Raw genomic sequence first — 13,510 nt, forward strand, 5'->3', positions numbered from 1 at the left:
GATGACATGACGATCGGCAAAACCCTTCGCCGCTTCCCTCAAGACGGCGTGCCGCCGCGCGCTCTGCGAGGTCGCAACACAACAGCTACGGCGCGCGTTGAGCCGGAGTTTCGCTGGTTACAAAATGTGATCCCGACTGCAAAAAACCCCGGACGAACCGGGGCTTTTTGCAGCTTAGGAGGATCGGAGCGCCCGCTATTCCGCGGGCGAGGGTTTCTTGCGGAACAACGCCACCAGATTGTCCCATAGCTCGATCTTGGCGCCCTGGCGCTTCATGATCACGCCTTGCTGCAGGATCGACAGCAGGTTGTTCCAGGCCCAGTAGATGACCAGGCCGGCTGGGAAGCCCGCCATCATGAAGGTGAAGATCACCGGCATCCAGGTGAAGATCGCGGCCTGCGTCGGGTCCGGCGGCGTCGGGTTCATGCGCATCTGCAGGAACATGGTGATGCCCATGACCAGCGGCCAAACGCCGATCATCAACATATGCGGCAGCGTGATCGGAATGAGACCGAACAGGTTGAACAGCGATGTCGGATCGGGTGCGGCCAGATCCTGGATCCAGCCGAAGAACGGTGCGTGCCGCATCTCGATGGTGATGTAGAGCACCTTGTAGAGCGCGAAGAACACCGGGATCTGCAGCGCCACCGGCCAGCAGCCGGCGATCGGATTGATCTTCTCCGTCTTGTAGAGCTCCATCATCGCCTGCTGCTGCTTCATCTTGTCGTCCGCGTATTTCTCGCGGATCTCGAGCATCTTCGGCTGCACCTTCTTCATGTTCGCCATCGACGCGTAGGACTTGTTGGCGAGCGGGAAGAAGATGGCCTTGACGACGACGGTGGTGGCGAGGATGGCCAGGCCGAAATTGCCGAAGAATTTGTAGAGCGTGTCGATCAGCCAGAACATCGGCTTGGTGATGAAGTGGAACCAGCCCCAGTCGATCAGCAGGTCGAACCGCTTGATGTTGCGGTCCTCGGCATAGGCATTGATCTTGGCCACTTCCTTGGCGCCGGCGAAGACCTCGGTCTCGACGGTTGCCGACTGGCCGGCGTCGACATTGATCGGGTCGGTCAGGAAGTCGGACTGGTAGCGATGCCGGCCATCCTCGAAATAGGCATAGCGTGGCTGGAACGGTTGCTTCTCGGTCGGCACCAGCGTCACCGCCCAGTACTTGTCGGTGATGCCGAGCCAGCCGTCGGTCGACTTGCCCGGCTGGAACTGCTTGTCCTTTTCGATGGACGCGTATTTGTGTTCCTGCAGGCCTTCCGTACCGGTGAAGCCGATCAGGCCCTCATGCAGCACATAGATGCTGGCGACGGCCGGCTTGTCGAAGCGGGTGACGCGGCCGTAGTTGAACAGCGAGACGGCGGTGGCGCCGGAATTCTGCACCGTATCGGAAACGGTGAACATGTAGTCGTTGTCGACCGAGAAGGTGCGCTTGAAGGTCAGGCCCTTGTCGTTCGAATAGGTCAGCGTCACCGGCGTCGCCGGCGTCAGCGTTGCATTGCCGTCAACCTTCCACACCGTGTCCGCGCCCGGCACCGCGCCGGTCTTGTCGTTGCCGACAAAGCCGATCTCGGCAAAATAGCCATTGGGCAGCACCGACGGGTTGAGCAGTTCGATCTCAGGCGAATTCTTGTCGACCGTTTCCGTGTAGTGCTTGAGCTTGAGGTCGTCGAGGCGCGCGCCGGTGAGGTTGATCGAGCCCTCGAGGCTCGGCGTGTCGATCTTGACGCGCGCCGTCGCCGCCAGCGCCTGCTCGCGGCCGGCCGCCGTGACGGCTTCGCCGCCGGGCGCGTTGGGAATGGCGCCCTGCGGCGGCACCGGCGTCCCGGCAGCACCTGGATTGGCGCCTTCGGCGGCCTTCTTCTGCTCGGCCACCCGCTGCTCTTCGATGCGGGCCGCCTCGCGCTGGGCTTCGACGCGCGGGTTCATGTAGAACACCTGCCAAAGCGTCAGGATCAGCACCGACAGCGCGATGGTGATGAAGAAGTTACGATTGTTTTCCATCGAAAGCCCTTGGCCTATCGTGTTCCGCGCAGTCGGCGTGAGAGTTCGGCCTTCAACTGGCCGAACGGGATGGCAAGCACATCTTCACGCCCGACGATGACATAGTCATTGCCGGGCGCCATGTCATCGGCCGCATGCGTGCGCACGGCTTCCCTGAGCCGCCGCCTGACGCGGTTGCGGACAACCGCATTGCCGACCTTCTTGGTGACGGTGTAGCCGACGCGCGGCGCAAGGTCGTCGCCACGGTCGAGAACTTCAACGAGAAAAAGCCGCCCGCGCCGCTTTTCACCGCGGCGGACGGCCAGAAAATCCGCGCGCTTCAGAAGCCGCTTGGGATTTGGTCCCACTGGCTTGCCGGTTGCGGGCAACGATCTCGTCTTCCGTTCAGGCGCTGAGCCGCTTGCGGCCGCGGTTGCGGCGAGCTGCGACGACGCCGCGACCACCCTTGGTGGCCATGCGGGCACGGAAACCGTGCCGGCGCTTGCGGACGAGTTTAGACGGTTGGTAGGTACGCTTCATTTGTTTTAATACCGCGGGGTGCGGCCCTTCTTGATTCTGTCACTGTGTAACAGGAGCTTTGCCGGGCCGGTTTAGGCGCGATCGAAACCGCGCCGGGACGAATGGCCCGAGCGTGAGCGGGCTTATAGAAAGAAGGGTTTTGGAAGTCAATCCGGGGCGGCGGGCCGGGTTGTCGCGGTCTTTCGGGCAGCCATATTTGTTCGTCCAAGGATGAAATTGGCAAAAAAGCCGCAATCGCCTAATCTTGGCTGTTCAAGTGTTTGTGAAGACGCTGCATGAGTGAAGCCATAGCCACGGACGAAAAAGCCGGACCGGCGACCACCGCCGCCCGTACGGTGCCGCTGTCGCGTGGGCTGTCGACCAAGCTTCTCCTGCTCACAATCGTCTTCGTGCTCTTGGCCGAAGTCCTGATTTTCCTGCCCTGGATCGCCAGCTACCGGTTGAGCTGGCTGAAGGAGAGGCTGGGCACAGCGGCCGCGGTATCGGTCGTGCTGGTGCAGGGCGAGCCCAATTCGCTGTCGCGCACCGCCCAGAACGACGTGCTGATGGCGATCGGCGCCAAGGCGATCGCCGTGCGCGACGGCGGCGTCTCAAGGCTCCTGGTGGTGTCCGACATGCCGCCGCAGGTCGACGAACACATCGACATCGCCAGTGTCGGCATGGTCGAGGGCATGAGAGGTGCGCTCGACACGCTGTTCTTCGGCGGCAATCGCATGCTGCGTGTTTTCGGGCCGGTCGGAGAGAGCGACAAGGAATTCGAGCTGATCATGCCCGACTACGCCTTGCGCAACGCCATGCTCATCTATTCGCGCAACGTCGCCTTCGTCTCGCTGCTGATCTCGCTGTTCACCGCCATGCTCGTCTATGCCGCGATCGACCTGATCATGATCGGCCCGATCCGCACCATGACCCGCTCGATGCTGTCCTTCTCCGAGGCACCCGATGACCCTGGGCGGATCATTCGTCCGGCCGCCCGCGCCGACGAGATCGGCGTTGCCGAGCGCGAGCTGTCGCAGATGCAGGAACGGCTGCAGAAGATGCTGGCCGAGCAGAAGCACCTCGCCGATCTCGGCCTCGCGGTGTCGAAGATCAATCACGACATGCGCAACATCCTCGCCTCCGCGCAGCTGATCTCGGACCGCTTGCGGCAGGTGAAAGATCCAACCGTGCAGGCCTTCGCGCCAAAATTGCTGCGGGCGCTTGACCGCGCCGTGTCCTATTCCGAAGGCGTGCTGGCCTATGGCCGCACCCAGGAGCCGCCGCCCTCGCGCCGGCGGCTGCGGCTGCGCCAGCTGGTCGAGGACGTGCACGGCCTGCTCGACATCGAGAAAGGCATCGAGTTCGTCAATGCCGTCGAGCTGGCCTTCGAGGTCGACGCCGATTCCGACCAGCTGTTCCGCGTGCTCACCAATCTTTGCCGCAACGCCGTGCAGGCGATGGCGGCGGACACCGAGGGCGCCGTGGTGCGCCGGCTGGCGGTATCGGCCGAGCGCATGGGCAGCGTCAGCCGCATCATCGTCACCGACACCGGCCCCGGCCTGCCCCCGAAGGCGCGAGAGAATCTGTTCGCGGCCTTCCGTGGCTCGGCGCGCAGCGGCGGCACCGGCCTTGGCCTGGCCATCGCCTACGAGCTGATCCGCGCCCATGGCGGCACGGTGGAGCTGGTCGAGAGCATTGGCGGCCGCACCACTTTCGCCGTCACCATCCCCGACCAGCCGGTCCGGTTCGACCAGGCGCGCGGCAGCCTGCGCCGCCCGGCCTGACCGAAAAAAATTCCAGGAAACCAGGACTGGTGCGCGACGGCTTTCCGCCCGCAATCTGCAGGAACAAGCAGCCGGTCAAAATCGCCTGCCCGAAATGCCTGCGACAAAACTTTTGCCGGATCGGCTTGCTTTTCGGAAATTCAGTCGCTAGGGAACACGTCTCGTCGCGGCCGGTCGTTCACGATCGGATCGCGGGGCCATGCAAAGCATGGCCTGATGCGCGCCCGTAGCTCAGCTGGATAGAGCACCAGACTACGAATCTGGGGGTCAGGAGTTCGAATCTCTTCGGGCGCGCCATTCTGTAATGTGCATTCCAAAGCCGGATAGTTGAGGCTTGCCTCAAAGGCTGCAGTTGATCCGAAGCGACCTCTTGCGCGTGCAAGCGCTCTCTTCTCCGCTGGAATAGATCGACACGGCCTCAGACACTGAGCATTGAATATCAGCGTTACAGACCACCACGGTCCATCAATCTCGACCGCGGCCCGCCCGAACGGCACAGCCTCGTTCGAAATTTGGATGGTCTTCGCGGGAGGAACTGATCCCCAGCATCGCGCGCCTCCAAGCGGCCGTCGTGCCGATCTCCTGAAAGGAACAGCTCCCGGCCGGCGTGACCCACAGGTGCATCGACCGGATCCGTCGTGGGTGACCGCTCAACCTAAGGCGGAAATCGCATCCGGCTCACGAGTTCCGTAAATCGTGGATCGGGCCGCAGCGCGTTCCAGCGCGGATCAAGGCGCAACCAGACCAGCCAGTTCGACCTCTCATCGAAGGCTTTGTTGAGAGAGGCGAAGGCTTCGTCGTCTTGACCAAGGCCGGCATGGATGAGCGCAATGCCGTAGGAGGTCACAAACCTTCGGCTTGACAGTTGTTCCAGTTCAGTGAGCGCCTGAAGAGCAAGCGTGGGTCGTCCGGCCGCGCCGGCGACGAAGCCCCGTGCTGCAATCGAGACGGGCCAATCGCGGACGCGGTCCTCGACCCGATGAAATGCACTGAGCGCCTCGTCGAACTTGCCTAGCTCCTGGTAGGCCCGGCCAAGCCAGAGATGCGCGGGTGGAAAATCTGGGTTCATCTCCAGCACGAAGTTCAATTGCTTCACCGCCTCTTCGTACTGTCCGGTGTAATAGTAGTAGAATCCAAGGTCGGTGTTGACTGGCAGCGAGACTGGATCACGCCGCTGCGCGAACTGAATTTCGCGGAAAGCCTCCGTGGGCCGGCCAGCGGCCAGCAAATAGATACTGTACCATTGGTGTGACGCCGCGTGGTTCGGATCAAGCGCGATCGCGCGCTGAAATGCCGTCTCGGCTCCAACCCAATCCCACTCAAAATACAATTTTACGAAGCCTAGGGAAGCGTGCGCCTCGGCCAGCGTTGCATCCAACTCCAGCGCCTTTGTGGCGTGGCGCTTTGCTTCAGGAAAGGTCTCCGCCGGAGAGAGATAGCTCAGATAGCCCAGGATCGAATAGGAGTCCGCGAGCCCCGAATAGGCAGCCGCAAACTCCGGATCGATCGCGACGGCGTGTCGAAACCGTTCGATGGCCCGTTTCAAGGCGGCTTCCGATCTCTGGCCCCATTCGTGGCGGCCTTGGAGATAAGCGCGATAGGCGTCCGCGTCGTCGGTGACGGGTCGGGCAATCCGCCGAGTCTCCTGATCGGAGAGCGGAAATCTCAATGCGCGTGGGAGATCCTGCAGAATTCTGGTCTGCAAATGAACCAGTTCGGATACGTCGCCTTGGTATCGAGCGCCCCAGATCTGGGAGTCAAGGGCGACGTCGACTAGGTCAACCTGTATTCTCAGGTCAGTGCCTTGCTGCGATATGGTTGCGGTCACGACCGCCGCGACGCCGAGCTCAAGGCCGGCGTCCTTTGGTCCTACGGCCGACCCTTTGAAGCGAAATGCGCTGGCCCTGGGTGCGACGCGCAGGCTCTGCAATTGCACGAGCCCATTGAGTATGGCTTCGGTCAGACCATCGGCCAAGTAATTGTTGCCCGAACTATCACTGGCGAAAGGCAGCACCGCCACCGAGCCGAACGGGACATTGGTGTTTTCGGGCTGCGCGCGCCACAGCGCGATCGCCCCGATCGCGACGCACACGACGGCGGCGGCAAGGATCGCCCACCCTCGATGCGTGACCCCGCCGAGGTGTCGCGCGGTACCGATCGGCGCAACAGGTTGCGAGTTCGGCGCGGCATCAACGTCGTTGTCCGCGGATTCGACGCGCAAGATCGAGGCCGATGCCGCCTCGCGCGCCACCACCGGCGCTACAAGGCGGTAGCCGCGGCCGGGCACCGTCTGGATAATTCCGTTCCCGTTGTCCCCGCGCCCCAAGACCTTGCGCAGAGCCGAGATGTTCACCGTCAGGTTCGTCTCTTGCACGAAGGTGTTGGGCCAGACCTCCTGCAACAGCTCGTCCTTGGTGACCAGATGCCCGCTATGGCGGACGAGAACAACGAGCAGATCGAAGGCCTTGCCGGTCAGAGGGACAGGTTCCCCATCGCACAGCAACAGGCGCTCCTTGGGCACAAGGACGAAGTCGCCAAATGCGAAGGCCTGATCCTGCAAGGCGTCCATTAGGGCAGCTTAGGGAATCTTCAGGAAAAATCTAAGGGATTTCCAAGGACGCCGGCCGCCTGCGCCTGGATGATTGCCTCTACGCCGGAACGGGCGGTCACGCCGAGCCGGATGGCGACCCTCACACGCAGGAAAGGGAGAGCGGATTATGAATCGCGTAGTCAGCAAGACTGGTCGGATCGGCCTGTTTCACAATCACATCGCAAGGCGCTGGGCCGCATGCATCGCGCTCATGCTCATGTCCCTCATGATCAGATCCGCTGTCGCGGCGCCTGAAGATGAGGTGCGAGCAACGTTCGATCGCTTCGTCGCCGCTCAAAACGCCCACGATGTCAAGGCGGTGGAATCTCTGCTGCTGGGCTCGCCGAGGTTTCTCTGGATCACGCGCGGAACGCCGGTCTGGGGGGCGGATGCGGCGCTCAAGCGCTTCGCTTCGCTCTATGAGGGGACGTGGCGTCTCGATCCCGAGGTTTCAGGCTTGAAAGTTATGATGATCGGAGATGGGGCGGCGCAAATCTACATCCCGATCAACTTCACGATCGGTGCACCGGGCCAACAGCCGCAACCAATGCGATTCCTGATGAATATGGTGCTGGCCAAGACGCCGGGCGGCTGGAAGGTCTCAAGCATCCTGCCGATACCGGCGCCGGCGCAATAGTCCGGCGATACGGCCCCGAGCCGCCGCTCGACCGCACTCGGCAGTCAAGGCGCGAGCGCGGCTGCCGGGCTACTGGCCGAAGACGGCGGTGACCGAGGATTCGTGGATGCCGCCGGCGGTGCAAAAGGTGAACTAAGGCAGCGTCAGCCGTCAAGAGAGGTGCCGAACAGGCGGGTGCCTTCGTGTATCTGGGGTTCAGCATTGATCCTGTCCGGGACGGCATCAGCCTAGGCCGAAATTCGTTAGCCGGCTGCCTTGCCCATCCCGACGGCCACCGCGTTACAGCCGGCTTCGTGGACGGAGACAGCTGCGCCGCGCCTGCCTTGCGTTTGCAAATGCCTCGCAGCAACAATGGCATAGCAGTGCCCAGTTTCATCCTCTCCGGTGCGCGAATCGGGATGTACATTCCAAAATCGTGTGGCGCGCCGTCCGGTTCGCGCCCATGCCAGACCCTTCCGGTGCATGCACATCAAAGGGCCTTGCGGCGATACAAAATGTGCGACTTCTGCTACGGTGCATTCCTCGGGCCATAAGTGGTCTTAAAAGAACGCCGTCGTGGATCGCAAGCTTGCCGCCATTCTTGCTGCCGATGTGGTGGGCTACTCCGCGCTGGGAGGCCCGGATTGTCAATCGAGCATGTAGAGCGGCGACTTACGGCCATTCTAGCGGCCGACATCGCCGGCTACAGCCGGCTGATGGGCAACGACGAGGAAGGTACGCTCGCCCAGCTGAAGGAGCATCGGCGTGCCCTGGTCGACCCAAGGATCAATGAACACCGCGGGCGGATTGTCAAAACCACCGGCGATGGAATGCTGGTCGAGTTCGCGAGTGTGGTCGAGGCCATGCGCTGCGCCGTCGAGGTCCAGCGCGGCATGGCGGAACGCAATGTCGCGGTGCCGGCAGGACAACGTATCGAGTTCCGCGTCGGCATCAATGTCGGCGACATCATCATCGAGGGTGACGACATTATCGGGGACGGCGTCAACGTGGCAGCCCGCTTGGAGGGGCTCGCGGAGCCTGGCGGCATCTGCGTCTCGGGCCGCGTGCAGGAAGACGCGCAAGGCAAGCTCGACATCGTCTTTGAGGATATGGGCGAACAGGAGCTCAAGAACATCGCTCGGCCGGTGCGCGCCTTTCGCGTGCGGCTCGCCGCCACGGCCGCTCCGGCGCCCGCCAGCCGGCGTCGGGGATTGTTCGCCGCTCTGGCTCTGATGATTTTGCTCACTGTAGGCGCGCTGTGGGCCGGTCTTGGCTCTGAGTGGAAATTTCTCAGCATTCTGCGCTCTGGCGATCAATTCACCAGAAGTGCTGAAGTCGGCACGAAACCCGCGATCGCCATTCTCCCGTTCCAGAACCACAGCGACGATTCGGCTCGTGAGCATTTCGCAGATGGATTGACGCAGGATATCATCAACGGACTGGGCCGGTTCTCCGCGCTGACCGTGATGTCGTGGAACGCGGTCTTCCCCTACAAGGGAAAGCCCGCAAGCCCGGACGAGATCGGCCGCAGTCTCGCCGTCAGCTATCTGGTCGAAGGCAGCGTCCGGCAGACCGGCGACCGCGTGCGGGTCATCGCGCAACTCGTCGACACAAGGCAGGGACGGGTGCTTTGGTCTGCAAGCTTCGAGGAAGCGCTGGCGGACGTGTTTGCGCTGCAGGACAAGATTGTCACTGACATTGTCGGAGTCCTGGCGATTCGCGTGACGCAGATCGAACAAAATCGGGTGTTCGCAAAGCCAACCGAAAATCTCGCAGCCTATGATTACGTGCTGCGCGCCAGGCCGGCATTGCAGCGCCCGACGTACGCAAACAATGTGGAGGCGCGCGCCCTGCTCAGACGCGCCATCGAGCTTGACCCGAACTACGCTGCCGCCTATGCGGCACTTGCCGAAACCTATCACCTTGCCAGCTCGATGGGCTGGGCGGAATCGCCAACCGCCTTCCTGAGCCGTGCCGAGGAACTGGCAATCAAGGCGCTGAGCCTTGATGATTCGGAAGTGCGTGCGCGCATCACTCTCGGCCACATCCACCTCTTTCGTCAGAGATACAACCAGGCAGAGGCGGAGATCGAGCGCGCCATTGCGATCAATCCGAACGATGCCCACGGCCTCGCCGGGCGCGGCACCATCCTGTTGTGGCTGGGACAGACGGATGCGGCGATCGAGGCCTTGGAGCAGGCGCAGCGTATCGACCCCGATCTCAATGCGATCGATCGCTTTGCGCTGAGCATGGCCTACTATCTGAAGAGGCGTTACGGCGCGGCGATCGAACAGGCGGAACTTAGTCTTCGAACAACCGCGGGCGCGAACTTCAGCCGTATCCTGCTGGCGGCGGCCTATGCACAAGACAACCGAGCGGAGGACGCCGCGCGTGTCGTAACGATGATACGCCGCATCGACCCAACCTTCGACCCGCAGGAGTTCGGAACCAAGCTTCTAAGCGCTGGCGATCTCGAACATCTGCGCGACGGATTCCGCAAGGCCCGCCTCTACCCCGTCACAGAGAGAATGAACCGCTAGAGCGGTTCAGCTTTTGACGGAATCGCCGACCCGCTCTAAGTAGTTGTTTTTACGCAATTCCGGACGGAAAACCGCTACGCACTTTTCCTGGAATTGCTCTAGTGTCCTGGAAGTAGCGCGCGGTTCTCGTTGGCCTTCGCGACGTTCGCAGCAAGGTCCAGCCCGAAGAGTTCGGGTCCCATCGGGGCCGGCTTGCCGAAAATATAAAGCTTGCCCTCGCTGATCAGCCAGTTCTCCGGGTTGGCCTCGTCGACCGCGCCCAAGGCCAGCGCCATTGCACAATAATTTCCGAACTGCGGCGCGTAGCGAACAGGATCGGCCTTGAAAAGCTCGCGATGCTCGGCGCTCGCGAAGAGGTAGCGGTGCTCGTCCCATTCGTACTCGATCTCCGGCAGCCCGCGCGTGGGGCTTCCGGTGGTGAAATAGGCGACCGGGTCATAACCCTTGATCGCGAGCGGCACCGCTTCCGTGGCAAAAGAGGGCATCGAGGCCCCAAACAGGGCGGCTGCGACCGCCAAAACGAGGCTGATGGCATTTCGCCGAGAGACATTGTTCATGGCGAATTCCCCTGTGATTTGCCCCTTCCCGGGCCGCGAACAGCCCTACCCCTCCGCGGCAAACGAAGCCGTTTGCGTCATTCCGTTGGGGGCCTGACTATGGCTTTTGTAGCGCTCGGCCGCAACATTTTTCGGGGATTTTCGGAGTTCGAGTGTGGGGAGGGCCGGCGCCCATTGCAGGGTGCCATTCTTCGTCTGCTTATGGCGCGCAAGGCGAACCTTCCATTCCGAGCGACGATTTCAGAAATCAATAGGCGCGGCAATGACATAGTGGTGCCCATTTTCATCTCGTCCGGCGCGCCAATCGGAATGCATATTCCAAAATCGCGTCGCGACGTCTAGTTCTGACCCCATCCGGTCATTCCCCCCGCATTTCGGCGTCTCCATCGGCAGACGGTGGTCACCGCACTGCCGCAAAAGAGGCGCAACATTTCCCGATCGGCTGATGGTTGGAGGAATGATAGATGAGGTGTGAGGCAGTTCTTGGCGTATTGACTGCGGCCAATTTGGTTTTGCTCTTGGGAATCGGGTTGACGCAAGTTTTGCCGGCGACCGCACAGGGCGGCATGGGCATCCTTCGCGGCAGCGCCTTCGAGCTCGTGGACCCCCGGGGGCGGGTGCGCGCCATCCAGCCCGAGGTCGAAGGGGCGAGCGAAACCGTGCTGTTCCGGCTGATCCACCCCAACGGCCAGCCCTCGGTAAAGATCAGTGCCTCGATGACCGGAGCGGGCTTAAGCTTCGTCGGCGGCGACGACGAGAGCTACATTATCCTCGAAGCGGACGGGCCCGAAAGCCGGCTCAAGATGGTGGAGCCGGGCGGACGCGAGCACCTGGTCTCGCCCTAGCCGCCGCGAAAGGATAGCTGCCGCACACAGCCTTTCCCTGCTGCGCCACTGTCGCGGCGAAGGCCTCCGCCTCCGATCGGTCGAAGACAGAGCGAACGAGATTGACGACAAACTCCCACGGGGTCTGGTCGTCATTGTGAATGACAAGCTGCAAATCGACTGCCTCGGCGGGAGTATTGCGCAATGGGATGACTCACTTCTCGGGCTGCTGGCCAACAATATCTGCGCCACCTTGCATGAATTGTTAACGACTTGACCGTTCCATCGCGTGCCTCGTTGACATATATGCACATAAGATATATGTATCTTGCATATTAGTATGGAGCGCACCAATGGACGAGACGGATTTCCTCAGGGGTTACGACCCGAACGCGTTCCAGCGGCCGTCGGTGACAGTCGACCTGGTCCTGCTGGGGGTGCGGAATGGAAAGCCTGCCGTCCTGTTGCTCAAGCGCGATCAGCAGCCGTATCAGGGCCGCTGGGCGCTGCCGGGCGGCTTCGTCGGCATCGACGAGACCCTCGACGCTGCGGCTGCACGGGTGCTCCGCGAGAAGGCCGGGATCGGCCACGCTCACCTCGAGCAGCTCTACACGTTCGGTGCGGTCGATCGTGACCCGCGCATGCGTATCATCAGCGTCGCCTATCTCGCGCTGCTCACCGAGACGGCCTTCGACGCCGCGCTGCAGGCAATGCCTGCCCTGCTCCCGGCCGCCATCCAAGTGCCGTGGTCCGGCGAGGCCGGCGGCCCTGTAAGCGTTGTGTCGCCGGAAAACGGGGCGCTGACGCTCGCCTTCGACCATGCCGATATCCTGGCGACGGCGGTGCTGCGGCTGCGCGGCAAGCTCGACTATTCGGATGTCGGCTTCGCGCTCCTGCCCGAATTGTTCACGCTGCGCCAGTTGCAGGATGTGCATGAGGCAATTCTCGGCACGTCGCTCAACAAGCCGGCCTTCCGCCGCCGCCTGCTCGACAAAGGCTGGCTTGCTGCCACGGGCGCCTATGAGGCGGGCACGGCCTATCGCCCGGCGGAGCTTTACCGTTTTCAACGTCCGTAACCGATTGAGGGAGAAACCATCATGGCCACGATCCGCAGCTTCGGCTTCATCGCCCAGCTTCGCAGCGAAGCAAGCAGCCACATCATCCGCTATCGCAACGGCCAGGTGATGCAGAGCGGCCGCGGCCTGGTCTTCTGGTTCGCGCCTGAAACCGCCAGCATTGCCGAAGTGCCGATGGACGACCGCGAGATGACGCTGTTCGTCAAGGGCCGCAGCCAGGACTTCCAGACCGTCACCGTGCAGGGCACGGTCGGCTGGCACGTCGTCGATCCGCAACGACTGGCCGAACGCGTCGATTTCAGCATCGACCTGAGAACCGGCAGAACGCATGGCGAGCCGATCGAGACGATACAGGCGCGCATTGCCGGCATCGCCAATCAGGCAGTGCAGCAATATCTGGGGCAGGCGCCGGTGCGCGGACTGCTCGATGCCGGCCCTGCGCCCTTGCGCGAGCGGCTGCAGGCGGTGGTTGCCGCCGATCCGGCGCTGACGGATATCGGCGTCGCCGCCGTCACGGTACGGCTCACCAACCTCGTTCCGACAAGCGAGCTCGATCGCGCCTTGCAGACGCCGACCTTCGAGGCGCTGCAGCAGAAGGCCGACCAGGCGACCTTCGAGCGGCGGGCACTCGCCGTCGAGAAGGAGCGCGCCATTGCCGAGAACGAACTGGCCACCCGAACGGAACTGGCGCGGCGCGAGAAGCTCTTGATCGCCGAAGAGGCCGAGAATGCCCGCAACCGCGCCACCGGCGTGGCGGAAGCGCGGCAGGTGGAGGCGGCGGCCGAAGCCGAGCGTATCCGCGCCGTCGAAGGCGCCAGGGCCGAGGCGGAGCGGCAGCGCATCGCGATCTACCGCGACCTGCCGCCGGCCATCCTGCTCGGCCTCGCCGCCCAGCAGCTCGCCGGCAAGCTGGAGAAGATAGAGCATGTCAATGTGACGCCGGACCTGCTCGCCACCGTGCTTGGCGAATTCCGCAAGGGCCCGGCACTCGTCGATGCCCGCTGAAGGGGGCGAA

12 protein-coding genes and 1 tRNA gene are annotated in these 13,510 nt (G+C 62.7%); 7 read left to right on the forward strand and 6 right to left on the reverse strand.

Features of this window, described 5'->3' with window-relative positions; translation table 11 throughout:
• Nucleotides 1–195: 195 nt before the first annotated feature.
• Genes yidC through rpmH form a run of 3 tightly spaced genes read right to left on the reverse strand, consistent with a single transcriptional unit; the run spans nucleotide 196 to nucleotide 2,529 of the window.
• Nucleotides 196–2,010: a membrane protein insertase YidC gene (yidC, locus tag A6B35_RS04750; RefSeq protein ID WP_006200651.1), complete on the reverse strand. Its 1,815-nt coding sequence runs from the start codon at nucleotides 2,008–2,010 to the stop codon at nucleotides 196–198.
• A 14-nt stretch (nucleotides 2,011–2,024) separates the two neighbouring features.
• Nucleotides 2,025–2,378, reverse strand: coding sequence for a ribonuclease P protein component (rnpA, locus tag A6B35_RS04755; RefSeq protein ID WP_006200652.1), 354 nt, complete (start codon nucleotides 2,376–2,378; stop codon nucleotides 2,025–2,027).
• A gap of 16 nt (nucleotides 2,379–2,394) precedes the next feature.
• Nucleotides 2,395–2,529, reverse strand: a complete 135-nt coding sequence (gene rpmH / locus A6B35_RS34265; RefSeq protein WP_008833937.1) for a 50S ribosomal protein L34 — start codon at nucleotides 2,527–2,529, stop codon at nucleotides 2,395–2,397.
• Nucleotides 2,530–2,804: 275 nt separating this feature from the next.
• Between rpmH and A6B35_RS04765 the strand changes: the two genes are divergently transcribed.
• Nucleotides 2,805–4,292: a sensor histidine kinase gene (locus A6B35_RS04765; protein WP_006200653.1), complete on the forward strand. Its 1,488-nt coding sequence runs from the start codon at nucleotides 2,805–2,807 to the stop codon at nucleotides 4,290–4,292.
• A gap of 220 nt (nucleotides 4,293–4,512) precedes the next feature.
• Nucleotides 4,513–4,589 (forward strand) — tRNA-Arg (locus A6B35_RS04770).
• Between the two features lie 358 nt (nucleotides 4,590–4,947).
• Here the strand turns inward: A6B35_RS04770 and A6B35_RS04775 are convergent.
• The gene (locus A6B35_RS04775) at nucleotides 4,948–6,861 is read right to left on the reverse strand and encodes a tetratricopeptide repeat protein (RefSeq protein WP_006200654.1); all 1,914 of its coding nucleotides are present in this window, start codon (nucleotides 6,859–6,861) and stop codon (nucleotides 4,948–4,950) included.
• Between the two features lie 148 nt (nucleotides 6,862–7,009).
• Between A6B35_RS04775 and A6B35_RS04780 the strand changes: the two genes are divergently transcribed.
• Complete coding sequence (locus tag A6B35_RS04780) at nucleotides 7,010–7,519, forward strand: nuclear transport factor 2 family protein (RefSeq protein WP_006200655.1); 510 nt, start codon at nucleotides 7,010–7,012, stop codon at nucleotides 7,517–7,519.
• Between the two features lie 623 nt (nucleotides 7,520–8,142).
• Nucleotides 8,143–10,038, forward strand: coding sequence for an adenylate/guanylate cyclase domain-containing protein (locus A6B35_RS04785; protein ID WP_006200656.1), 1,896 nt, complete (start codon nucleotides 8,143–8,145; stop codon nucleotides 10,036–10,038).
• A 98-nt stretch (nucleotides 10,039–10,136) separates the two neighbouring features.
• On the opposite strand, the gene A6B35_RS04790 is transcribed toward A6B35_RS04785, so the two are convergent.
• Nucleotides 10,137–10,595: a YHS domain-containing (seleno)protein gene (locus A6B35_RS04790; protein WP_006200657.1), complete on the reverse strand. Its 459-nt coding sequence runs from the start codon at nucleotides 10,593–10,595 to the stop codon at nucleotides 10,137–10,139.
• Nucleotides 10,596–11,059: 464 nt separating this feature from the next.
• Between A6B35_RS04790 and A6B35_RS04795 the strand changes: the two genes are divergently transcribed.
• Nucleotides 11,060–11,440 (forward strand): hypothetical protein, encoded by a 381-nt coding sequence (locus A6B35_RS04795; protein ID WP_006200658.1) that lies wholly within the window; start codon nucleotides 11,060–11,062, stop codon nucleotides 11,438–11,440.
• Here the strand turns inward: A6B35_RS04795 and A6B35_RS37485 are convergent.
• Nucleotides 11,394–11,624, reverse strand: a complete 231-nt coding sequence (locus A6B35_RS37485; RefSeq protein ID WP_157999200.1) for an ATP-dependent Clp protease adaptor ClpS — start codon at nucleotides 11,622–11,624, stop codon at nucleotides 11,394–11,396. The two genes, A6B35_RS04795 and A6B35_RS37485, sit on opposite strands and share 47 nt — an antisense overlap.
• 148 nt (nucleotides 11,625–11,772) lie before the next feature.
• On the opposite strand from A6B35_RS37485, the gene A6B35_RS04800 reads away from it, so the two are divergent.
• Complete coding sequence (locus tag A6B35_RS04800) at nucleotides 11,773–12,495, forward strand: NUDIX hydrolase (protein ID WP_006200659.1); 723 nt, start codon at nucleotides 11,773–11,775, stop codon at nucleotides 12,493–12,495.
• 21 nt (nucleotides 12,496–12,516) lie between these two features.
• Nucleotides 12,517–13,500, forward strand: a complete 984-nt coding sequence (locus A6B35_RS04805; protein WP_006200660.1) for an SPFH domain-containing protein — start codon at nucleotides 12,517–12,519, stop codon at nucleotides 13,498–13,500.
• The last annotated feature ends 10 nt before the right edge of the window (nucleotides 13,501–13,510 follow it).

Source organism: Mesorhizobium amorphae CCNWGS0123 (assembly GCF_001686985.1).
GTDB classification, from domain to species: Bacteria; Pseudomonadota; Alphaproteobacteria; order Rhizobiales; family Rhizobiaceae; genus Mesorhizobium; species Mesorhizobium amorphae.

Excerpts from the sequence above, each read along its gene's own strand:
- A6B35_RS04775 (WP_006200654.1), bottom strand. The coding sequence starts at position 6,861 with ATGGACGCCTTGCAGGATCAGGCCTTCGCATTTGGCGACTTCGTCCTT.
- A6B35_RS04800 (WP_006200659.1), top strand. The coding sequence starts at position 11,773 with ATGGACGAGACGGATTTCCTCAGGGGTTACGACCCGAACGCGTTCCAG.
- A6B35_RS04780 (WP_006200655.1), top strand. The coding sequence starts at position 7,010 with ATGAATCGCGTAGTCAGCAAGACTGGTCGGATCGGCCTGTTTCACAAT.
- rpmH (WP_008833937.1), bottom strand. The coding sequence starts at position 2,529 with ATGAAGCGTACCTACCAACCGTCTAAACTCGTCCGCAAGCGCCGGCAC.
- yidC (WP_006200651.1), bottom strand. The coding sequence starts at position 2,010 with ATGGAAAACAATCGTAACTTCTTCATCACCATCGCGCTGTCGGTGCTG.
- A6B35_RS04805 (WP_006200660.1), top strand. The coding sequence starts at position 12,517 with ATGGCCACGATCCGCAGCTTCGGCTTCATCGCCCAGCTTCGCAGCGAA.
- A6B35_RS04790 (WP_006200657.1), bottom strand. The coding sequence starts at position 10,595 with ATGAACAATGTCTCTCGGCGAAATGCCATCAGCCTCGTTTTGGCGGTC.
- A6B35_RS04795 (WP_006200658.1), top strand. The coding sequence starts at position 11,060 with ATGAGGTGTGAGGCAGTTCTTGGCGTATTGACTGCGGCCAATTTGGTT.
- A6B35_RS04765 (WP_006200653.1), top strand. The coding sequence starts at position 2,805 with ATGAGTGAAGCCATAGCCACGGACGAAAAAGCCGGACCGGCGACCACC.